17 protein-coding genes, 1 pseudogene and 1 riboswitch are annotated in these 22331 nt (G+C 68.2%); of the genes and pseudogenes, 12 read left to right on the forward strand and 6 right to left on the reverse strand.

Annotation, left to right across the window (positions count from 1 at the left end; translation table 11 throughout):
* Window positions 1-36 precede the first annotated feature (36 nt).
* Together ACZ5L9_RS06055 and ACZ5L9_RS06060 are read right to left on the reverse strand one after the other, a co-directional pair.
* Window positions 37-1536, reverse strand: coding sequence for an aldehyde dehydrogenase family protein (locus ACZ5L9_RS06055; RefSeq protein ID WP_464535026.1), 1500 nt, complete (start codon window positions 1534-1536; stop codon window positions 37-39).
* Complete coding sequence (locus tag ACZ5L9_RS06060; RefSeq protein ID WP_464535029.1) at window positions 1533-3164, reverse strand: GMC family oxidoreductase; 1632 nt, start codon at window positions 3162-3164, stop codon at window positions 1533-1535. The genes ACZ5L9_RS06055 and ACZ5L9_RS06060 overlap by 4 nt, the downstream gene beginning before the upstream one ends.
* 147 nt (window positions 3165-3311) lie before the next feature.
* On the opposite strand from ACZ5L9_RS06060, the gene ACZ5L9_RS06065 reads away from it, so the two are divergent.
* The 5 genes from ACZ5L9_RS06065 (at window position 3312) to ACZ5L9_RS06085 (ending at window position 9842) form a co-directional block, all read left to right on the forward strand.
* Entirely contained in the window at window positions 3312-4574 is a 1263-nt protein-coding gene (locus ACZ5L9_RS06065) for a PucR family transcriptional regulator (RefSeq protein WP_464535032.1), read from the forward strand.
* Between the two features lie 380 nt (window positions 4575-4954).
* Window positions 4955-5575, forward strand: a complete 621-nt coding sequence (locus ACZ5L9_RS06070; RefSeq protein ID WP_464535035.1) for a superoxide dismutase — start codon at window positions 4955-4957, stop codon at window positions 5573-5575.
* Window positions 5572-5850, forward strand: a complete 279-nt coding sequence (locus ACZ5L9_RS06075; RefSeq protein WP_464535038.1) for a hypothetical protein — start codon at window positions 5572-5574, stop codon at window positions 5848-5850. The genes ACZ5L9_RS06070 and ACZ5L9_RS06075 overlap by 4 nt, the downstream gene beginning before the upstream one ends.
* Before the next feature lie 137 nt (window positions 5851-5987).
* Window positions 5988-6206: riboswitch (cobalamin riboswitch) on the forward strand.
* 124 nt (window positions 6207-6330) lie between these two features.
* Window positions 6331-8808, forward strand: coding sequence for a ribonucleoside-diphosphate reductase subunit alpha (locus ACZ5L9_RS06080; protein ID WP_464535040.1), 2478 nt, complete (start codon window positions 6331-6333; stop codon window positions 8806-8808).
* The gene (locus ACZ5L9_RS06085; RefSeq protein ID WP_464535043.1) at window positions 8805-9842 is read left to right on the forward strand and encodes a ribonucleotide-diphosphate reductase subunit beta; all 1038 of its coding nucleotides are present in this window, start codon (window positions 8805-8807) and stop codon (window positions 9840-9842) included. Before ACZ5L9_RS06080 ends, ACZ5L9_RS06085 begins: the two co-directional genes overlap by 4 nt.
* Window positions 9843-9964: 122 nt before the next feature.
* Here ACZ5L9_RS06085 and ACZ5L9_RS06090 read toward each other — a convergent pair whose 3' ends face one another.
* Together ACZ5L9_RS06090 and ACZ5L9_RS06095 are read right to left on the reverse strand one after the other, a co-directional pair.
* A complete protein-coding gene (locus ACZ5L9_RS06090; protein ID WP_464536812.1) occupies window positions 9965-10780 on the reverse strand; it encodes a HoxN/HupN/NixA family nickel/cobalt transporter in 816 nt (271 codons plus the stop codon).
* 5 nt (window positions 10781-10785) lie between these two features.
* Window positions 10786-11427: a hypothetical protein gene (locus ACZ5L9_RS06095; protein ID WP_464535047.1), complete on the reverse strand. Its 642-nt coding sequence runs from the start codon at window positions 11425-11427 to the stop codon at window positions 10786-10788.
* Between the two features lie 294 nt (window positions 11428-11721).
* Here ACZ5L9_RS06095 and cbiM point away from each other — a divergent pair, with 294 nt between their 5' ends.
* The 7 genes and pseudogenes from cbiM (at window position 11722) to ACZ5L9_RS06130 (ending at window position 19426) form a co-directional block, all read left to right on the forward strand.
* On the forward strand, window positions 11722-12798 hold the full coding sequence (gene cbiM / locus ACZ5L9_RS06100) for a cobalt transporter CbiM (RefSeq protein ID WP_464535050.1): 1077 nt from the start codon (window positions 11722-11724) through the stop codon (window positions 12796-12798).
* A gap of 43 nt (window positions 12799-12841) precedes the next feature.
* On the forward strand, window positions 12842-13717 hold the full coding sequence (gene cbiQ / locus ACZ5L9_RS06105; protein ID WP_464535053.1) for a cobalt ECF transporter T component CbiQ: 876 nt from the start codon (window positions 12842-12844) through the stop codon (window positions 13715-13717).
* A complete protein-coding gene (locus ACZ5L9_RS06110; RefSeq protein WP_464535056.1) occupies window positions 13714-14616 on the forward strand; it encodes an energy-coupling factor ABC transporter ATP-binding protein in 903 nt (300 codons plus the stop codon). Before cbiQ ends, ACZ5L9_RS06110 begins: the two co-directional genes overlap by 4 nt.
* A gap of 392 nt (window positions 14617-15008) precedes the next feature.
* A pseudogene (locus ACZ5L9_RS06115) lies at window positions 15009-15353 on the forward strand (relaxase domain-containing protein); the annotation flags it as partial.
* Between the two features lie 109 nt (window positions 15354-15462).
* Entirely contained in the window at window positions 15463-17766 is a 2304-nt protein-coding gene (locus ACZ5L9_RS06120; protein WP_464535059.1) for an AAA family ATPase, read from the forward strand.
* A 243-nt stretch (window positions 17767-18009) separates the two neighbouring features.
* The gene (locus ACZ5L9_RS06125; RefSeq protein ID WP_464535063.1) at window positions 18010-18237 is read left to right on the forward strand and encodes a helix-turn-helix transcriptional regulator; all 228 of its coding nucleotides are present in this window, start codon (window positions 18010-18012) and stop codon (window positions 18235-18237) included.
* A gap of 58 nt (window positions 18238-18295) precedes the next feature.
* Window positions 18296-19426 (forward strand): tyrosine-type recombinase/integrase, encoded by a 1131-nt coding sequence (locus ACZ5L9_RS06130; RefSeq protein ID WP_464535066.1) that lies wholly within the window; start codon window positions 18296-18298, stop codon window positions 19424-19426.
* Here the strand turns inward: ACZ5L9_RS06130 and ACZ5L9_RS06135 are convergent.
* On the reverse strand, window positions 19397-21160 hold the full coding sequence (locus tag ACZ5L9_RS06135) for an ATP-binding protein (protein ID WP_464535068.1): 1764 nt from the start codon (window positions 21158-21160) through the stop codon (window positions 19397-19399). The genes ACZ5L9_RS06130 and ACZ5L9_RS06135 overlap by 30 nt on opposite strands.
* A gap of 199 nt (window positions 21161-21359) precedes the next feature.
* Window positions 21360-22310, reverse strand: coding sequence for a 1,4-dihydroxy-2-naphthoyl-CoA synthase (locus tag ACZ5L9_RS06140; RefSeq protein ID WP_464535070.1), 951 nt, complete (start codon window positions 22308-22310; stop codon window positions 21360-21362).
* Window positions 22311-22331: the final 21 nt, after the last annotated feature.

The raw sequence follows: 22331 nt of genomic DNA on the forward strand, positions 1-22331 counted from the left end.
GTAGCAGGGGAAGCGTCAGCGGCCCTCGGCCATGGTCTATCTCCGGCCGTGCACGAGCGCGATGATCGTGCCGAGCTTCTCCTCGGTCGCGGCGGTCCGGGCGAACGTCATCAGGGCGAGCGGAGCCTTGAACTTCTGCCGCACGACCGCGTGCGGGTAGCAGAACTCGCGCAGGCCGTCCTCGCCGTGGATCCGGCCGAAGCCCGAGTCGCCGACGCCTCCGAAGGGGATGCTCGGCACGACGGCGAAGGTCAGCACGGAGTTGACCGCGACCATCCCGGAGCGGATCCGGTCGGCGATCGCCCGGCCGTTGCGCTTGCCGAAGACCGAGGCGCCGAGGTGGTAGCGCGAGGCGTTGGTCAGGGTGACGGCCTCGTCCATGTCGCGCACCTTCCGCAGGACCAGTGTCGGCCCGAAGGTCTCCTCGGTGACGGCGCTGCAGTCCTCCGGTACGTCGACGAGCACCGCGGGCTGGACGACCTGGGCGTCGAAGCCCGGCCCGCCCGCGATGACGCGCCCCCCGGCTGCGAGCGCGTCGTCGAGGTGGCGACGGATGACCTCGACCTGGGAGGGCATCGTGATCGGCCCGATCAGCGCACCGGCGTCGGCCCCGGCCCGCAGCGCGTCGACCACCCCGGAGAGCAGCTCGGCGAAGCGGTCGTAGACCTGCTCGTGCACGTAGATCCGCTCCACGCCGATGCAGGTCTGGCCCGCGTTGGCGATGCCGCCCCAGGCGGCCGCCTCGGCCGCGGCCTCGAGGTCCGCATCCGCGTCCACCAGCAGGGCGTCCTTGCCGCCACACTCGGCGACCACCGGGGTCAGGCTCTCGGCGCATGCAGCCATCACGCGCTTGGCCGTGGCGGTCGACCCGGTGAAGGCGACCTTGTCGACCCCGCTGCGGCACAGCGCCGCGCCGGTGCTGCCGTCGCCGGTGATCAGCTGGAGGACCGGGTGCTCGGGCACCACCTGGCTGAACGCGTCGACGAGCCACGCTCCCACGCCGGGCGTGAACTCGCTGGGCTTGAAGACGATGGTGTTCCCGGCCGCGAGGGCGTAGACGATCGAGCCCATCGGGGTGAAGACGGGATAGTTCCAGGGGCCGATGACGCCGATGACGCCGAGCGCCTTGTACTCGACGGTGGCACCGAGGTTGGCGTTCAGCAGCCCGGCCTTGGCGCCGCGCTTGCCGAGGACCTTGGCGGCGTTCTTCCCGGCCCAGGCGAGGTGGTCCAGGACGAGCGCGACCTCGAGGACGGCGTCGCTGTGCGGCTTGCCCATCTCCTCGTGGATGACGCCGGCGAGCTGGTGGATGCGGCGCGCGATCACGCCGCGGAAGCGATCGAGCCGCTTGCGGCGCTCCCCGTACCCGATGCCCTGCCACCACTCGGCTGCCAGCCGGGCGCGTTCGACGGCGGCGTCCACCTCGGACGCGCCGTGGATCGGGTAGGTGCCGATGACGTCTCCGGTTCCCGGGTTGCGGACGTCGAACGTGGCGAGCTCCGCCTGGTCGTCGGTGGGGTGGAGCACGGTCGTCATCGGAGGGCCTCCTCGGCACGGTGGGTGCGGACGTTCTGTCGGGTGGCGGTGCGGCCGCGGAGCAGGTCGGCGGCCTTCTCCCCGATCATGATCGACGGGGCGTTGGTGTTGCCACGGGTCACCTTCGGCATCACCGAGGCGTCGGCGACGCGCAGCCCCTCGACGCCGTGCACCCTGAGCTCGGGGTCGACCACCGCGTCCCCACCCGTGCCGATGGTGCAGGTGCCGACCGGGTGGAACAGAGTCTGGGTCCACTGGGCGATGAAGTCGTCGACGGCCGCGTCGCTGTCGTCGGCGCGCAGGAACGGCGCGGTCAGGAGCTTCGCCAGCGGGCCCTGGTCGGCGATCTCGATCGCGCGCCGGCAGCCGGCCCGCATCGCCTCGAGGTCGGTCCGGTCGGCGAAGTACGCCGGGTCCATCGACGGCTTCCACAGCGGATTGCTGCCGCGCAGCCGCAGCCTGCCCCGGCTGGCGACATCGACCAGCGTGACGCCCGTGGTGAACATCGAGCCGGCGGGCTCCCGCAGGCCGTTGTCGTAGAAGCCCGTGGGGGCGGCGATGAACTGGATGTCCGGCCCCTCGAGGCCGTCGCGGGTCTCGATGAAGCCGCCGGTCTCGCCGATGTTGGACGACAGCGGTCCGCGCCCGGTGGCCTGCCACTGGATCAGGCGTGCGGGGGTCACGTGATCGACGGCGACGTCCTTGCCGCTCGTGCGCCACATCAGCGGCGTCACGGGGTGGTCGTGCAGGTTCTCGCCGACACCCGGCAGATCGACCACGACGTCGATGTCGTGCTCGGCGAGGTGGGCGCCCGGACCGATCCCGGAGAGCATCAGCAGCTGCGGTGAGTTGATCGCACCTCCGGAGACGACCACCTCGGCGTCCGCCCACGCCGTCTGGTGGGCGCCGTCGTGGAGGTAGGCGACCCCGATCGCCCGGGTCCCCTCGAGGAGCACCTTGGTCGCGTGAGCGCCCGTCAGCACGGTCAGGTTGGACCGCTGCCGCGTCTCCTGCGCCAAGAACGCCTCGGCGGTCGACCACCGTCGGCCACGGTGGCAGGTCGCCTGGTAGGTCCCGGCGCCGAGCTGGGTCGCGCCGTTGAAGTCGTCGTTGGCCGGCAGGCCCGCGGCACGGGCCGAGGCGATCCACGCCTGGGTCGTCTCGTGCGTGTAGCGCCGATCCTCGACGTGGAGCAGGCCCTGGTCGCTGTGGAAGGCGCCGGAGCCGCGGGTGTTGTGCTCGGAGCGCAGGAAGTACGGCAGGACGTCGTCGTACGACCAGCCGACCGCGCCGAAGTCGCGCTGCCAGCCGTCGAAGTCGGCGCGGGCGCCGCGCACGTACATCATCGCGTTCATCGACGAGCAGCCGCCGAGGGCCTTCATCCGCGGCCAGAAGGCGCGCTGGCTGCGCAGGCCGGGTTGCGGGGTGGTCTCGTAGTTCCAGTCCCACTTGGTCTTGAAGAGGTTCGGGAACGCGGCCGGCATCGAGATCTCGAGCGCGTCGTTGGCGGGCCCCGCCTCCAACAGCAGGACGGACGTGGCCGGATCCTCGCTCAGGCGGTGGGCGACGACCGCGCCGGCGCTTCCGGCGCCGACGACGATGTAGTCGAATGAGAGCGGGTTCGGCATCGCACGAGCCTCCTGGTTCGGGACGTGACGCAGGCCACATCTGCCTGTTCGGTGAGATTCCAGCACAAGGCGCCTTGCGTCGTCTTGGTATCGACCCCCAGAATCACCCCGTCCGATTGGACTCACGTCCAAGGCGAGGAGGCGTGGATGTCGACCGACCCCACCGCGAGCGAGGCCGCCGAGCTCGCAGCCTGGGTGCGCGCGTACGTCGCCGGAGCGAGCAGCGAGGAGAACCTCGAGGAGTTCGTCGAGCACGTCAACGGCCGGATCCTGGCCGAGATCCCCGAGCTCGCCGGCGATGCGGTCCTCGTCGCGGAGCTGCACGCATCGACGAAGCGGCAGTTCCAGGTCTTCCTGAGCCTGCTCGAGCGGGAGGAGCAGGAGCTCCTGCTCCCGCCGCAGGCCGTCGACCTCGCTCTGTCGATCGCGCGCCGCAACCTCGAGCTCGGCGTCCTGCTGAAGGTCTACCGGGTCGCCTCGGAGGCGGTGTGGGACTTCTTCCGGGAGGTCGCCGCCTCGGTCCCGCCCGACGGACCCGACCGGACCGCGGTGCTGGTCTACCTCTGGGACCACGGCGGCGCCTGGATCAACCAGGCGAGCGAGCACCTCGTCGGTGTCTTCTACGCCGAGCGCGAGTCGTCGTTGCACGGTGCGTTCGCCCAGCGGGGCGAGACCGTACGGGCCATCCTGCGCGGCGATCAGGTGGCGATCGACGACGCCAGCCGGCTGCTCACCTATCCGCTGGGCGGCGCCCACCTCGCGCTCGTGCTCTGGACGCCGACCGAGACCGCCGACGACCTGGTCGCCCTGACCGCCGCGGCCGACGCGATGGCGACGACCGTCGGTGCCCGCCTCCTGACCCTTCCGGCCGGACGCGGCGAGATCTGGACGTGGGTCGCGACCAGGCGACCGCTCACGGACGAGCGGCTTCGCGCGGCGTTGGCCGAGGTTCGCGAAGGCGCCGAATCCGGGGTGAGCATCAGCGCAGGGACGCCCGGCACGGGGCTCGCGGCATTCCGCTCCTCCCATCGCGAGGCCGTCGACGCACAGCGCCACGCCATCGAGACCGAGACCGCGACAGGCACCACCACGCTGTACGCCGACGTCGAGCTCGCGTGTGTCGCGGCGGGGCGCAAGGCGGCCGTCGCCGCGCTGATCCAGCGCGAGCTCGGCGCGCTCGCGGACGCCACCCCGCTGGTGGAGCGCCTACGCGAGACGGTGGCGGCCTACCTCCGTCGCGGCGGCAGCGTCGAGCTGGCCGCCACGGACCTCTTCGTGCACAAGAACACCGTGCGCTACCGCCTCGCCCAGGCCGAGGAGCTGCTCGGCCACCCGCTCACCGAGCGCCGGACCGAGGTGGCACTGGCCCTGGCGTGCCTGCCGCGGTTCGGCCATCTGCCGGCCCTCTGAGCTGCGGAGCCCTGCGAGATCAGTAGTACCAGGGGAAGTCGTCCACGCCGTGATGGCAGCTGACGGAGATGAGCGATTGTGCCCGAAACCCTGGCTCGACCTGCGCAGATGCCGCGATGGTCGTCAACGGTCACAGCGGTTGTTGAGGGACCGCGACGGACGTCCTGCGGACTCTCTGCGGACTCGACCTGCCAGGCAGCGTGCGTGCCCGTTCGCGCTTCCTGTCGTCGGCCCCAACGTCACCAACCCAGGTTTCGCCGACCCTGGGCGCTCGTGCGGCGTTGTCCGATGTTCGAGCCTTCCAAGGCCACCACAGCGCTCAGGGAGGCGAGTTCTCTGTCACTATTGCAAATGATTCGCAGTAGCGACAGGCTTGCATCATGGCCGACTACTCGCTCCCTGACCTCCCCTACGACTACGCGGCGTTGGAGCCCTATATCTCCGGCGCGATCATGGAGCTGCACCACGACAAGCACCACGCGACCTATGTCAAGGGCATCAACACCGCGGTGGAGCAGCTCGCGGAGGCCCGCGAGGCCGAGTCCTTCGGAGGCCTCTCGGCGCTGGAGAAGAACCTCGCCTTCCACCTCGGAGGCCACGTCAACCACTCGGTGTTCTGGCCCAACATGAGCCCGGACGGTGGGGACAAGCCGACCGGCGAACTCGCTCAGGTGATCGAGGAGTACTTCGGCGGCTTCGACAAGTTCCGCGCCCACTTCGAGGCCAACGCTCTCGGCGTCCAGGGATCCGGCTGGTCCGTGCTGACCTGGGACATGGTCGCGCAGCGGCCGTACATCATCCAGCACTTCGACCACCAGGGGAACGTGCCGATCTGCATGGTCCCGCTGCTGATGCTCGACATGTGGGAGCACGCGTACTACCTGCAGTACAAGAACGACAAGGCGACGTTCGTGAAGCAGTGGTGGAACGTCGTGAACTGGGCCGACGTCCAGGCCCGCTTCGAGAAGGCCCGCCATCAGACGCCCGGGCTGATCCTGTGAGCGAGTCTTCGCGCCGCTCCGAGCTCGCCCCCGTCGTGGCCGCCGCGCAGCGGGTCGCCGGCATCGTCGCCGCTCGCAACCGGGGCGACGCCGACGGCGCGCGGCAGCTCCTGGGATCCTTCAGCGACGAGCGCGAGCTCGCCGGGGGTGCTCTTCTGGTCGCTGAGCTCAGCCTCGGCCTGCTGCAGAAGGAGACCGGGGAGAGCCTCGAGCAGTGCATCCACGATCTCTGTGTCCAGATGGAGCACGCTCTCGCCTCGCCCCCGGCGAGCTGAGCCTCGACCGCCGCGATCACCGGATCCTCGGGCGTTTCGGGACTCTGGCGTGGTGGGCGACGTGCCCGCTGCGTGACCCGTCGGCGACGACGTGAGACATCCACATGTTGGGAGTTGCACGGATGTAGTTCCCATATATAGTGGCTGGCGTAGCTGGTTCTGCGTGTCAGCCGGACACGTGGAGGCAAGAGGGAACCCGGTGCGAATCCGGGACTGCCCCGCAGCGGTAAGTGGGAACGACCGCCGTCACAAGCACTGGATCGCAGATCTGGGAAGCGACGGCCAGTAGGCGTCCGACGTAGTACGCGTCGGATGTGCCCGCGAGTCCGAAGACCTGCCAGCGCACCACACCCGTCGGGTGTGGTGGTCCGAGGCCTCGTGGGAAGGCTGACGCCAGACCCGCGAGCCCGTCGTGCCTCGCAGGCCAGTCGTCTCCTCCTCCCGGCACGGACCTGAGTCAGATCTCGCGAGGAGAGAGAAGTGACGGTCATCGACACCCCGCTGCCCACCATGCCGGCCGAGCCCGTACGCCGCGCCACCATGCAGGTGCTCAAGCGCAACGGCGACACCGAGAGCGTCGACGTCAACAAGATCGTTCGGGCCATCGACCGCGTCAGCGGCGATCTGCCCGACGTCGACCCGATGCGGGTCGCGACCCGCACGATCAGCGGCCTGTATGACGGCGCGACCACCGCCGAGCTGGACCGGCTCAGCATTCAGACCTCCGCCGAGATGATCGGCGAGGAGCCGGAGTACTCCCGCCTCGCCGCGCGCCTGCTGGCCGCCTATATCGACAAGGAGGTCCGCAACCAGGGCGTCGCCTCCTTCAGCCAGTCCGTCAGCCTCGGTCACGCCGAGGGCCTGATCGGCGACGAGACCGCACGCTTCGTCAAGGACAACGCCCGCAAGCTCGACTTCGCCATCGACCTCGAGGGCGACAACCGGTTCGAGTACTTCGGGCTGCGCACCGTCTACGACCGCTACCTGCTGCGTCACCCCACCTCGCGACTGGTCGTCGAGACCCCGCAGTACTTCATGCTCCGTGTCGCCTGCGGTCTGGCACAGAGCCCGGCCGAGGCCATCGAGTTCTACCGGCTGATGTCCTCGCTGGCCTACCTCCCCTCGAGCCCGACGCTGTTCAACTCCGGCACCCGGCACAGCCAGATGTCGTCGTGCTACCTGGTCGACTCCCCCAAGGACGAGCTCGACTCGATCTACAGCCGCTACATGCAGGTCGCGAAGCTCTCGAAGTTCGCCGGCGGCATAGGCATCGGCTTCTCCCGCGTCCGCTCCCGCGGCGCGCTGATCCGCGGCACCAACGGCCAGTCCAACGGCATCGTGCCCTTCCTGCGGACCCTCGACTCGTCCGTGTCGGCGGTCAACCAGGGCGGACGGCGCAAGGGCGCGGCGTGCGTCTACCTCGAGTCGTGGCACCCCGACGTCGAGGAGTTCCTCGAGCTGCGCGACAACACCGGCGAGGAGGCGCGCCGTACGCACAACCTCAACCTCGCCAACTGGATCCCCGACGAGTTCATGCGCCGCGTCGAGGCCGACGAGGACTGGTCGCTGATCGACCCCGACCAGGCACCCGAGCTGGTCGACCTGTGGGGCACTGCGTTCGAGACCCGCTACCGCGAGCTCGAGGCGGCGGGTCGTGTCGTGCGTACGGTCAAGGCCCGCGACCTCTACGCCAAGATGATGCGGACCCTCGCCCAGACCGGCAACGGCTGGATGACGTTCAAGGACGCCTCCAACCGCACCTGCAACCAGACCACGGATGCGCCCGGCGGCCCGACGGTGCACCTGTCGAACCTGTGCACCGAGATAATCGAGGTCTCCTCCGACACCGAGACCGCCGTGTGCAACCTCGGCTCGATCAACCTCGCCCAACACGTCGTCTCGACCGGCTCGACCACCATGCTCGACTGGGACAAGCTGCGCGCCACCGTACGGACCGCCGTCCCGCTGCTCGACCGCGTGATCGACATCAACTTCTACCCGAGCACCGAGGCGGCCGCCTCCAACCCGCGCTGGCGCCCGGTCGGCCTGGGCCTGATGGGGCTGCAGGACGTCTTCTTCGCGCTGCACCTGCCGTTCGACTCCGCCGAGGCGCTCGAGCTCTCCACCCGCATCCAGGAGGAGGTCTACCTGACGGCGCTGGAGGTCTCCGCCGACCTGGCCGAACAGCACGGCGCGCACCCCTCGTTCTCCGAGACCCGGGCCGCGAAGGGCCAGCTGCAGCCCGACCTGTGGGGCGTCACCCCGAACCAGACCGAGCGCTGGGCAGCGCTGCGCGAGCGGGTCGCGGCCACGGGCCTGCGCAACTCGCTGCTGATCGCGATCGCCCCGACCGCGACGATCGCCTCGATCGCCGGCGCGTACGAGTGCATCGAGCCGCAGGTCTCCAACCTGTTCAAGCGCGAGACCCTGTCGGGCGAGTTCCTGCAGATCAACACCGCGCTGGTGCGCGAGCTCAAGTCCCGCGGGCTGTGGACCCCGGAGATCCGCGAGCAGATCAAGCGTGCCGAGGGCTCGGTCCAGGGCATCACGACCCTGCCGGAGGAGCTGCGCGCCGTGTTCCGTACGGCCTGGGAGCTGCCGCAGAAGGCGCTCATCGAGATGGCGGCGGCCCGCTCGCCTTACATCGACCAGAGCCAGTCGCTCAACCTCTTCATCGCCGGCCCGACCATCGGGAAGCTCTCCTCGATGTACCTCTACGCGTGGAAGAGCGGCCTGAAGACCACCTATTACCTGCGCTCGCGCCCCGCGACACGGATCCAGCAGGCGACCGTCGCCGGCGCCAGCACCGCCACGTCCGCCGGTACGGCCGCGGTCGTCGAGCCTGTCGAGACACCCCGACCCATCTCGACAAGCTCGACGTCCACCTCTACCTACACCGACGAGGAGGCACTCGCGTGCTCCCTCGAGAACCCCGAAGCATGCGAGGCCTGCCAGTGACCACCGACATCACCACCACCACCGGAACGACCCAGCAGCTGCTGCTGGACCCGGGCCTGGACCTGACCCTGCGCCCGATGCGCTACCCGCACTTCTTCGAGCGCTTCAAGGACGCCATCAAGAACACCTGGACCGTCGAGGAGGTCGACCTGCACAACGACCTCAAGGACCTCGCCCGGATGAGCCCGGCCGAGCGCCACCTGATCTCGCGGCTGGTCGCGTTCTTCGCCACCGGCGACACCATCGTGGCCAACAACCTCGTGCTCAACCTCTACCAGCACGTCAACTCCCCAGAGGGCCGGCTCTACCTCTCGCGCCAGCTGTTCGAGGAGGCCGTGCACGTCCAGTTCTACCTGAACCTGCTCGACACCTACGTGCCCGACGAGAAGGAGCGGTTCGAGGCGTTCGCCGCGGTCGACAACATCCCCTCGATCAAGGCCAAGGCCGACTTCTGCTTCAAGTGGATCGACTCCCTGGGCGACCTCAAGGAGCTGCGGACCCGCGAGGACCGCAAGGCGTTCCTGCTCAACCTGATCTGCTTCGCCGCGGTCATCGAGGGCCTCTTCTTCTACGGCGCCTTCGCCTACGTCTACTTCCTGCGCTCACGCGGTCTGCTCAACGGGCTGGCCTCCGGCACCAACTGGGTCTTCCGCGACGAGTCCATGCACATGGCCTTCGCCTTCGACGTGGTCGACACCGCTCGCGCCGAGGAGCCGGAGCTGTGGGATGAGGACATCGCGCAGAAGGTCCGCGAGATGCTGATGGAGGGCGTCGACTGCGAGGCCCAGTTCGCCGAAGACCTCCTCGGCATGGGCGTCGCCGGCCTCTCCACCACCGACATGCGCGCCTACCTCGAGTACGTCGCCGACCGCCGCATGGAGCGCCTCGGCCTGCCGATCATCTACGGCTCGGCCAACCCACTCGCGTTCATGGAGCTGCAGGACGTCCAGGAGCTCTCGAACTTCTTCGAACGCCGCGTCTCCGCCTATCAGGTGGGCGTGACCGGCAGCGTCGGGTTCGACGAGGAGTTCTAACAGACCGCGCGGACGGGCGGTGGGGCGCCCGTCCGCGCTCGTCGCCGTTCAAGGCAGCCGAGCGCAGAGATCCGGCGGCGCGTGCCATCTACCGCAGCGCACCCTGGGGCGGTTCTAGGTGCTTACGCCGAGACGAGACCGGAGACGGCCATCGAGGTGAGGCCGAGGCCGAGGACGGTGACGCCGGTCGCGGCCAGAACGGGCGCCACGCGGCTAGCGAGGTGCAGCACCGCTCGAGACTCTGCTGCACGGACGACCAGGTTGCGGCCGGTCAGGGCGAGCAGGCCGACGCCGAAAAGGACGGCCGCGAGGCCGACCCCGAAGCACATCACCAGCACCAGCCCGAATGCGGCGTGGCCGGCGAAGAAGCCGGTGACGAGGACCAGGAACGCGGAGGGCGACGGCGTCAAACCGCCCGAAATGCCGAGCATGATCAGGCCAGGTCGGGTGGTTGCCGGTGCGTGGCCGTGGCCGTGGCCATGACCGTGGCCATGTCCATGACCGTGCCCATGACCGTGTCCGTGGCCGTGACCGCCGCTCCCGTGCCGGCTGGCGAGATGGCGTCGGACGAGCCAGATCCCGAGTCCGATGGTGAGCAGGCCCGCAATCAGCTGCAGGCCGGTGGTCAGTCCCTTGAGGTCGACCAAGTCACTGAGTGAGAAGAACGTCCAGGCAACCGCAATCACCAGGACGGAGAACGTGTGCATCACCGCAACGCTGAGTCCCAGCCAGGCAGCGTCCCGCACCCGCCCCTCACCTCCGACGAGGTAGGCGGCCGCGAGCGACTTGCCGTGGCCCGGCGCGATGGCGTGAGCGGCGCCTGCTGCGAAGGCGACGAGGATCGCGATCGGCGCGAAGCCGGGGGCGTTGACCAGATTGACCAGCCGGTCACCGAGCCCCTGAGTGTCGAGGGTTCCGGTGATGCCGAGGATCGTCATGACACTCACGCGACTCGCTCCTTCTGATTGCGGCGCCGACGCAACACGGTGATGGCCAGGGTGAAGGCGATGCCGATCCCACCCACGACGGACAGCTGGATCGCGGCGCTGCGTCCAGTGGAGGACGTGGTGCCGGTGGGAACGCTCGTGGAGCTCGCCGACCACGCGTGGGACTCGTGGCTGATGTCGTACACGGCGCGTTGCCCGCCCGGTCCGGTTGCCAGGGTTCGATACGCGGGATGCAGATCGGTGAGCGTACGAAGCACGATGTCCGCCTTCTCGACGGCGGCCGGACATCGGAACTGCAGGGTCACTCCCTCGCGCACCAGGGACGTGATCGGGAGCGCTTTGCCGACGCACGTCCCGCCCGCGGACGTCACCGCGATCCGACGGAGCAGATAGTCGGGCAGCTCGGCGGCGCTCGTGAGCTCGCGTGCAGCCTCGGCGGAGTCGGCGAGGGAGGGAAGTCCGCCGTCGTACGACGTCTTCGCCCCGGGTAGCCCGAGCTGGTCTCGCAGCAGCGCCAGGTCGTCGATAGCGCCGGGCCGCCACTGCACCTGCACGACGCGAGCATCGGTGTCCGCGACCGAGATGGTCGCGGTCTGAGGGTTGCCGAACGGATGAGCGCCCGCTGGTCCGGCGACCATGACGGTGAGCGTCGCGACGAGACACGTACCGAGGGCCGACCGCAACAGCAATCGCGATGAGACAGGCACGGCGGCGGATCCTTCAGGTGCGTGACGGCGACCGACGTACGGTCGGCGAAGACACTTTGTCGGCGCCAGGCGACCGCACTTCGCCGCCAAAGTGAACAGAACCTGACCGACAGCAGAATCCGTGGCCCCACGTGTTCATCCCTCCTTATTGCAAGCAGGTCGCAACAAGCACGTGGTGGCGATTAGGCTGCAGCCTGCTTGTTACCTGACTTGAGAGGCGTTCTCGTGCACATCCCCGACGGCTACTTGAGCCCGTCCACCTGCGCTGTCGGCTACGCCGTCGCGGTGCCCACCCTGGTCATCGCGAGCAAGCGGGTGAGCAAGGTGGTCAAGACCCGCAACGTGCCGATGCTGGCGGTGTTCTCCGCCCTCTCGTTCCTGGTGATGATGTTCAACGTCCCGATCCCGGACGGCACGACCGCGCACGCGGTCGGCGGGGTGGTGATCGCCATCTGTCTCGGGCCTTGGGCAGCAGTCATCGCGGTCTCGGTCGCGCTCCTCTTCCAGGCACTGCTGTTCGGCGACGGCGGGGTGCTCGCCTACGGGGTCAACGTCGTGAACATGGCGATCATCCTGCCGTTCGTCGGATACGGCGTGTATCGCCTCATCGCCGGCCGCGCGCCTCTGACCAGTGCTCGGCGCGTCGCCGCCGCAGCCATCGCGGGCTACGTCGGCATCAACGCCGCAGCCCTCGCCGCCGCGATCGAGTTCGGCATCCAGCCCGACCTGTTCACCAGCGCGGACGGAGCACCCCTGTACTCGCCGTACCACCTGAGCCAGACCATTCCGGCGATGGCGCTCCCGCACCTGACCGTGGCCGGCTTCTGCGAGGCGATCATGTCGGCCGCGATCGTGGCCTACCTGCAGCGAGCCGACGTCACGCGCCTGGTGCCCAGTCACCCCGGCATTCCCCTGACCGCCGACGACCAGGCGCCGCGCCCGGCCAGCACCCTGACTCCGGCCCGTGTCGCACTCGGCTTCGTCGGCCTCATGGTGCTGCTCTCGCCTATCGGCCTGCTCGCCCCAGGGGGCGCGTTCGGCGAGGACGACCCCGCCGACCTCAACCTGGGCGACCTTGGGCTCAACGCGGTCCCCACCGGCCTGGAGAAGTACACGGGATTCTGGAGCCACACCCTCCTCGGCGGGTACGGATTCAGCAGCGGCGACCACGCCAACCTGGCCTACATCCTCTCGGCGGTGATCGGGATCGTCATCGTCGGCGCCGTCATCTTCGCCATCGGCACCGTCGTGCGCCTGCTCTCCGCGCGGGGCCAGGACCGCGCCGCTCACCCCGTTGCCTGACCAGACCGCCACTCCCACGTGGCTCCTTTCGAGCAATGTCGCGATGTGCCCGTGCGGGTGCATCGGGAAGCGGTCCAAGGGCTCGTTCGTCGAGAAGACCCTGGTCGGCGGATCGGATCTCCTGCGGCAGGCGATGTTCAGCGACGACCTCGCCCGACGCAGTGACCTGCTGCAGCGTCTCGACCCACGAGCCAAGCTCGTCTCGATGCTCCTGCTCCTGGTCGCCGCCGGGTTGGCCCACCACGTGGAGACGCTGCTCGTCGTCTACGTCGCGGTGCTGGTGCTCGCTGCCGCCTCGCGGGTCCCGCTCGGCTTCTTCATCAAGCGGGTGTGGCTCTTCATCCCGATCTTCACGCTGATCGTGGTGCTGCCGGCGACCCTCTCAGTCGTCACCAGCGGTGACATCGTCGTGCAGCTGTGGACCTGGCACGGTCACCCCCAGGGGCTCACCGCGCAGGGGCTGCGTTCGGCCGCACTGGTCGTCACCCGGGTGGCGGTCTCGATCTCGTTGGTGGTCCTGGTCACCGTCACGACTCCGTGGAACCGGCTGCTCGCCGGCCTGCGGGCCTTGGGCGTGCCGCGGATGTTCGTCCTGGTCGTCGGCATGGCCTACCGCTACATCTTCCTGCTGCTCGACTCGGTCACCGACATGTACGAGGCACGCAAGGCCCGCACCATGGGAAAGGTCAAGCACGACCGCAGTGCCCGGGCGTTCCTCGGGGCCAGCGCGGGCTCCCTGGTGGGCAAGGCGAACCAGCTCTCCGAGGAGGTCCACCAGGCGATGGTCGCGCGCGGCTATCGTGGCGAGGCGCGGGTACTCGACACGCTGCGCTGGCGCCGACCCGACCTGCTCACGCTCAGCGGCGCGGCACTCGCGGCCACCCTCATCATCACCATCGACCGGATGCTCGGCCGATGACCAGCACGATCCAGGAGCCCGTCATCCCCACCGCCCACGCCCCTGCGGGCGACCAAGCGCCCCTGCCCGAGGATGCCCCCGAGGGTGCGATCTTCGTCGCCCGCGGGCTGCGCTACTCCTACCTCGACCGCTTCCCTGCCCTTGCCGGGGTCGACCTCGACGTGATGCCCGGCGAGATGGTCGCCCTGCTCGGCGCCAACGGCTGCGGCAAGTCGACCCTCCTGAAGGTCCTCGACGGGCTGGTGTTCCCCAGCGAGGGCACGCTCCACGCCTTCGGTCACCTGGTGACGGAGAACAACCTCGAGGACGAGCAGTACGTCGAGGGCTTCCGCTCGCGGGTCGGCTTCGTCTTCCAGAACTCCGACACCCAGGTCTTCTCCCCCACCGTCCGCGAGGAGGTCGCCTTCGGCTGTCTCCAGCTCGGCCTGCCCCATGAGGAGACGCGAACCCGCGTCGATGACGTCCTCGCCATGCTCGGCATCGCCGACCTGGCGGACCGCGCACCCTTCCAGCTATCCGGCGGACAGAAGAAGAAGGTCGCGATCGCCTCGGTGCTGGTGATGAACCCCGAGGTTCTCCTCTTCGATGAGCCCACCGCCGCACTCGATCCGCGCTCGCAACAGTGGCTGGCCGCGCTCATCGTCGAGCTCAACCGGGCAGGCAAGACGATCGTGTACGCCACCCACGACCTCGACGTCCTCGAGCAGATCGCGACCCGCTGCGTGGTCTTCTCCGAGGACCACCGCATCCTCGCCACCGGCACGCCCGCCGAAGTGCTGGATGACACCGAGCTGCTGCTCGCAGCCAACCTCATCCATGAGCACAGCCACGTCCACCTGCGCGACGGCAAACCGATCGAGCACAGCCACCCGCACCCACGTGGCGGACACCACCATTGACCGGAATGGAACCATCGGGCCGCGCCGAAGGCGGTCGCTAGACGGCGATCGCCGGGCACCCCGAGGTGACGGCCGCTGATTGACCAGCGCACCAGAACAGTGCTCTCGTCAGGCGAGCCAGTGCCCCTGCCCGCCTTGTTCAACCCTCACCCTTCTACCGCCACCGCTCCCTACATTCCACTCTCCATCACTCTTCAACACCAACCATCTCCGCCTCTCCAAACTCCTCCTTCCGCCCTGCCTCATCCCCTTCAATCCCAGCGGCACGCATGCTACGAAGAATGGTATGGATGAGGCGCGGAACTGGCCTCTGACCTGCAGATATTCGGTTATCGATGGTAGTTGACGGCTACCGAATTCGGGCTGGCCGGACGGGAGTGAGGGGTCCGGCGATGCATGGCGGGGTGAAGTTCTACCGGGGTGCGGCGAGAGCCGCGCGCGACTACGTCGAGCGCGATCGCTCGCGGGCCGATGACTACTACCTCGGCGAAGGCACCGGGATCGCCGAACGCCTGATCGCCACCCCCGACGAGGTCGAGCCCGCGGGCTCGATGGACGGCGACACGTATGAGAAGTGGGTCGCCGGGATCGACATCGAGACCGACCGCCCGAAGGGCAGGGTGTTGAAGGACGGTCACGCGTTGCGGTTCGTCGAGGTCACCGTCAACGGGCCGAAGACGTGGTCGCTGGCCGCGGCCCTGCATCCCGAGATCTCCGATGCACTGGATGCGGCGCAGGATCGGGCAGCGTCCGAGATCGTCGGCTGGGTCGCCGGCCACGCCACCACCCGGGTCGGGCCGCGCGGGGCGCCAGGTCCAGGTGCCGGTCGAGCGAATCGAAGCCGCGGTGATCCGGCACTACACCTCGCGGGCCGGGGACCCGCATCGTCATCTCCACCTGCAGATCAATGCCCGGGTCTTCGCCGCCGGCGGCTGGCGCGGTATCCACTCGGTCGGGGTCCGCGACAGCATCGAGGCGATCAACGGCATCGGCCATGCTGCGGTGGCCTGCGACCCGCAGTTCCGTCGGGTGCTGGCTGCTCATGGCTTCACGATCGATCCCGAGTCGTGCGAGATCGTCCAGCTCGAGCCCTACGTCGGGGCGTTCTCGGCCCGCACCGCGCAGATCCACCGCAACGTGGATCGCTACGAAGCCGAGTGGCGTCGTGACCATCGCGACGAGGAGCCCGGCCCGAGGCTCCGGGAGGCGTGGGATCGACGCGCATGGGCGACGGCGCGACCGGACAAGGTGGTCCCGAAGGACGGCCGCGAGCTCATCGAGCGGTGGAACGAGGAGCTGCACGACCTGGGCTACCGCGACCCGAGCGGTCCGGTGGTGCTGCAGGGAGTACGGGCGGGATGGGTCGATCGCGACGCCGCCGCCGAGGTAGTGGTCTCGCTGCTCGGCGCCCAGAGCTCGGCCTGGAACACGGCCGACATCCGCGGCAAAGCCGAGGTCCTGCTCGCCCAGACGTCACTGATCGCCGATCGGGACACGCGGGTCGAGCTGGTCGAGGACGTCACGGCCCGAGCGGTCGCGCTGTGCACTCCGCTCCTCGCGCGGGTCGATGTGCCCGAACACGTTCGTACGCTCACCTCAGCGCGGGTGCTGGCCGTGGAGGACGAGTTGATCCACCGCCTCGCTACCCGGTCGACACGACCCGCCGCAAGGACCCGGCTACCGGGCACCCGGGGAATCACACGAGTCGACCCGACCCAGGCGGCGGTCGTCGGGACGCTCGCCGGTGATGGAGCGTTGGTCGTGGTCGAGGGCGCCGCCGGCGCCGGGAAGACCACCGCGCTACGTGCTACCCAGCAGCTCCTGGCGCGGCGGGGTCATCGTCTGGTGGTGGTGACCCCGACGCTGAAGGCGGCCCAGGTCGCCGCCGCCGAGACCGGAGCTGACGGGCACTCCGCGGCGTGGCTCATCCACCAACACGGCTGGCGCTGGGACGACGAAGGCAACTGGACCCGTAACCCGCACTCGGACCCGGCCGCTGCCGCCCGCCTTCGACCGGGGGATCTGATGCTGGTCGATGAGGCCGGGATGCTCGACCAAGACACCGCGACCGCACTGCTCACCATCGCCGACGAGGCCGGCGCACGGATCGCGCTCGTCGGGGACCGACACCAGCTCCCCGCCGTCGGTCGCGGAGGCGTGCTCGACCATGCCGACACCTGGGCGCACCCGACCGCTGTCGTGACCCTGGAGAAGGTGCACCGATTCACCGATCCCGCCTACGCCGCCCTCAGCCTCAAGATGCGCAGCGGCACCGACCCCGGTGCGGTGTTCGACCAGCTTGCCGCCCGCGGTCAGATCGTCGTGCATCCGTCCGAGGTCGAGCGCAACGAGGCGCTCGCCGAACACGGCGTTCGCGGAGATCTCGTCATCGCCGATAGCCGGGAGCAGGTCCGTGACCTCAACGCAGCCATCCGCGACCGCGAGCACGAAGGAGGGCGCGATGGCGAATGCGTCATCACCAGCAGCGGCGATCGGATCAGCCTCGGCGACCGCGTCGCGACCCGTCGCAACGACCCGGACCTCGGGGTCGCGAACCGGCAGACCTGGACCGTCGCCGGCATCAGCCACACCGGCGGGCTCGTACTGCACGGTGGGGGCCGCGATCGCGAGATCCCGGCCGACTACGCCAGCCAACATGTCGAACTGGCATATGCGACCACCGTCTATGGCGCCCAGGGCGAGACCGTCGACACCTCACACGTGGCGGTCAGCGAGCACACCGGCGCAGCTACTGCATACGTCGCCATGTCTCGCGGCCGCGAGAACAACACCGCCCACCTCGTCGCCAAGATCCTCGACGACGCCCGCGCCCAGTGGATCGACGTCTTCAGTCGCGACCGTGCCGACCTCGGGCCCGCCCACGCACGCCGCCTCGCCGGCGAGGCGATCGACCGCTACGGCCCCACCGCGCCCCCACGACACACTGCCTGGAGGTCCGTACCGGTGCCCGGGCAACCCACGACGACCACCGATCGCGGCATACGTTGTAAAGATCCCCTGCGCGCCTCCTTCGTCTATCAGCGACCACGGGCGTGCCTCCCCACCACCACGGGCGATCTCGCGTTCAAATCCACCGGTGCGTCGAGGATTTCTCGAACTTTCTTCCGCGGCCGAGGCGCGTGCCGCTGACCTGCACAAACGCCTCGTCGCGGCTTGTGCGCCTCCCGCGCGCCTCACGACGCGCCTCCCCCGATGGCACGAAATGTGGCTACGTAGCCCGTTCATGCCTCAGCGATACCAGTGCACGTTCCGACCCGACCACAGGCAATCGACGAGACGACCACGGGCGTCCTTTGCCACCCGCACCCGGATTCCACCGGGCGATCACTACCGGAGTCATCAGCAACACCCAGTCACCGAAGGAATTGAGCCATGACCACTCAACCCATTCCGAGCCCCCGCAAGGGCCTCGGCGACGAGATGCTCACCATCGACGAGGCCTCTGACCTGATCCGCGTCCCCGTCAACACCCTTCGCTACTGGCGCCAGCTCGGCAGTGGCCCGCGCAGCTTTCGGCTCGGTCGCCACGTCCGCTACTGGAAGACCGACGTCGTCCTCTGGGTCAGCGAGCAGGCAGGCCGTCCACAACACCACGACTGATCTCCGACGTTGTCGGCGGACGCGCGCATCATGGAGAGATCTCGGAAGGAGCAGGACGATGGCGGGAAGCATTGCCAAGCGGCCTAACGGCAAGTGGCGAGCCCGGTACCGGGACGAGGCCGGGCGGGAGCACGCCCGTCACTTCGAGCGAAAGGTCGACGCGCAGCGCTGGCTCGACGAGACGGCATCGTCTGTCCTCACCGGCACATACGTCGATCCAGCCGCCGGCCGGATCACCTTCAAGAAGTTCTACGACGACTGGTCGAAGCGCCAGCTCTGGGTGCCGTCAACAAAGGCGAACGCTGACCTCGCAACCGGATCCGTACCCTTCGCGGATCTGCCCCTCAAATCGATCCGTCGCTCGCACGTCGAATCTTGGGTCAAGGCAGTGTCGGCCCAGTGGGCTCCGACCACGGTCAAGACACGGTTCGTGATCGTTCGCTCCGTCTTCCGGGCGGCGGTCGCAGACCGCGTCATCACCGCAGATCCATCGCTCGGCGTCGTACTCCCCCGGCGCCGCAAGGCCGAGGCGGCAATGCGGATCCCCACCGTCGAGGAGGTGGGGCTGCTGGTCGCGAACGCCGACAGCCCACGCGTCTCGACTCGCAAGGGCTTCCGGGCGTACGTAGCTCTCTGCGCCTTCGCCGGCCTCAGGAAGGGCGAGGCGGCAGCGATCCAGGTCGGGGACATCGACTTCCTTCGTCGCCAGTTGACTGTCTCGCGGCAGCTGCAGCGCGACGGGTCGAGCTACGTCGTACGCCCACCGAAGTACGGCTCAGAACGTGTCGTCTACCTGCCCGACGATCTCGTGACGATCCTGAGCGAACACGTCGCTGCGCACCTCGAGGACAGCGAGCCGAGCCGCTGGCTCTTCACGGTCGGTGACGAGCCGATGTACGACAACGCCATCACCTGGCGCTGGCGGGCGACACGGGACTCAGCCGACCTTGCGCACGTCCGCCTCCACGACCTCCGCCACTTCTACGCCTCCGGCCTCATCGCCGCCGGCTGCGACGTGGTCACCGTTCAGCGAGCGCTCGGGCACGCTTCAGCGACAACGACGCTGAATACATACAGCCACCTCTGGCCGACGGCGGAAGACCGCACCCGCAACGCAGCCGCACGCCTGATCGCTGCGGCTCTGAACGCGCATCGGCGTTCAGAGATCTTCACCATCCCCGAAGAGTGACCCCTGCATCGCCTTCGCGCCTAGTCGATACCGCGTGTTTTTACTTCCCCGGCCCGGCTCCGTCGGTTCAACGCTGCCTTCGGCCTTCAAGGTCCGCAGCCAGTGCTCAGCTGTTTTTGGATTGAGACCAAGGAGATCACTGATCTCGGACTTCGAGAGTTCGTGGTGAAGCGACAGGAGATCAACAATCTGCCGACGCCGATTGGGTCGGACACGACGTACGCGCGGGTGCGCTGCGAACTCCGACAGTGTGTAGCGAGCCCCTCCGCGAGTCCCCGTCTGGGTAACGAGTTCGCGCGCGACCAAGTCCTGTAGCTCGAAGGTCGCCACTCGGCTATCAGTGATTCCGGTCGCCGCTCGATAGCGAGCGTTGTCCATTACGTCTCCTCGCCGCATGAGTGCGAGAGCAGTGCACTGTGAGTCACGAAGGCCCTCGCGCCCAAGCAACTGCAGCCAGGCGACAGTTTCGTCGTCCAACAGCGTGTGGTTAGGAAGGAGTACCTCGAAGGCAGTCGTGCTGTCTTTAAAGCGTGGCGGACTCATGCCTGCGTGGCGCAGGGCGGAGAGCATTGCACGGATCCCCGATCCGCGATTCTCACAGACGGTTCGATCCTCATCCTGGACCTGGACCTCCTCGAGAAGCTTCATCAGCAGGCTATTCCGAGCCGACGAACGACCCTCCTCCCCAAGACGATCAATATCGACCGCGCCAAACAGGCCACCGGGGTTCATAATCCGCAAGCGATCCGGATACATCTCGATCTGCACCTGAATGCCCCGCGATCCCGGACTCAGGTCGCGATGGACCAGCGCATTCACGACGGCCTCGCGAAGCGCTTCAGGCGGGTACTCCCACATGTCACGACGCCCGTCACCAGTAATCAAGGCGCGGCGACTCATATTTCTTCGAATGACTCCGAGCACTTCGGACACCATCGAGGGGATCGGCCCATCAAGACTGACGTTGTCAAGGAACCGCACGCCGGCCTGAGTACTCTCGCCGGTTGTCGTCGGGTAGTGCACGAACGTGACGTTCAACTGCGGGAAGAACTGCTGGGGGTAGCGGCCGAGCGCAAGGAGTCCAGCCATCGTGGGATGCTCAAGCCCGCCGGTGCCACGCGCTGCAACCTTCGTCATTCGCAGAATTACGTCCGCAGGCTCGTCGCCGAAGATCCGCGGGTTGTTAAGTCGCGCACGTTGCGTGAATGCTGCTACGGAAACCGGATCCAAGTCGTCAATTGTCGCTTCAACGACCACCTCGTGGTCGAACTGTGGCTGACCACGGTCGGCCATCACTTGCTGAACCTCTTCCGAGGTAAGGCGGCGGTCTCCCTCTCCCACCCGGATATAGCTTCCGCGTTCCTTACCAAGAGCGCGGACATAACACGGCTTCTGGCTCTTTGGCAATTCAGGGATGTCCGCCAGGACAACGGCTTGGCCGTCGACTTCGGCGATCTCGATCTCGGGCACGAGGGGAGGAACGATGTCTTCTCTGCACATCGAGGCCAGGTCCGCCATCATTTTTGCGGGATCAGCGAGACCAACGATGCTGAATCCAGCGGCTTCGTCGATCCCCAACAGGATGGTGCCACCGCCAGGTGTGTTGGAGAAGCTAGAGAGCGTCTCTCTCACACTTTTCGGGAGCCCGCCTTCGGCGCGCTTCGCTTCAACAGACGTCGCCTCAGCCCCGAACTTGCGAAGCTCCGCGACCAGCACCTCGGCATCAGTTGCCATCGGTCATCCTCACTCTCACCTTCTTAGGATGATAGCGACAAAGCCGAGGATGACTGACCGCGAGCCGAGGATCTGGGTCCGTCCTCCTAAGTTTCCTCCTAACTTGGGAGGACGGTAGGAGGAGACGCATACCGCGCTTGCGGACTCGATGCGGACTGCCACGCCTCAGACAGGATCTGAACTGGGGAAACTCGTCAGATCAGTAGTACCAGGGGTACGGGCTCCAGTCGGGCTCGCGCTTCTCCAGGAACTGGTCGCGGCCCTCCTGCGCCTCGTCGGTCATGTACGCCAGCCGGGTGGTCTCGCCGGCGAAGAGCTGTTGGCCGACCAGGCCGTCGTCGAGGAGGTTGAACGAGTACTTCAGCATCCGCTGCGCGGTCGGGGACTTGCCGTTGATCTTGCGGCCCCAGTCCAGGGCGGTGGCCTCGAGCTCGGCGTGTGGGACGGCGCGGTTGACGGTGCCCATCCGGACGCCGTCCTCGGCGGAGTACTCGTCGGCGAGGAAGAAGATCTCGCGGGCGAACTTCTGGCCCACCTGGCGCGCCAGGTAGGCGCTGCCGTACCCACCGTCGAAGCTGCCCACGTCGGCGTCGGTCTGCTTGAACCGGGCGTGCTCGAGCGAGGCGAGGGTCAGGTCGGAGACGACGTGCAGCGAGTGGCCGCCACCGGCCGCCCAACCGGGGACGACGCAGATGACGACCTTCGGCATGAAGCGGATCAGCCGCTGGCACTCGAGGATGTGCAGCCGGGAGAGCTTGGCCTTGTCGATCGGGCTCGGCGTCGAGGCGCCGGTCGCGGCAGCGTCGTACGTCGCGCCCTGCTCCTCGTACTGGTAGCCCGCCTTGCCCCGGATCCGCTGGTCACCGCCGGTGCAGAACGAGTGCTTGCCGCTCTTCGGCGACGGGCCGTTCCCGGTCAGCAGCACGCAGCCCACGTCGGCGGACATGCGGGCGTGCTCAAGCACCCGGAGCAGCTCGTCGACGGTGTGCGGCCGGAACGCGTTGAGCACGTCGGGACGGTCGAACGCGATCCGTACGGTGCCGTGCGCCTTCGCGCGGTGGTACGTCAGGTCGGTCAGGTCCTCGAAACCCGACACCTCGTCCCACTGCTCGGGGTCGAAGGTGTCACTCACGCCGGGAAGAGCACTCATGCCGGGAGGCTATCGCCCTGG

This window comes from Nocardioides sp. JCM 18998 (genome assembly GCF_055391535.1).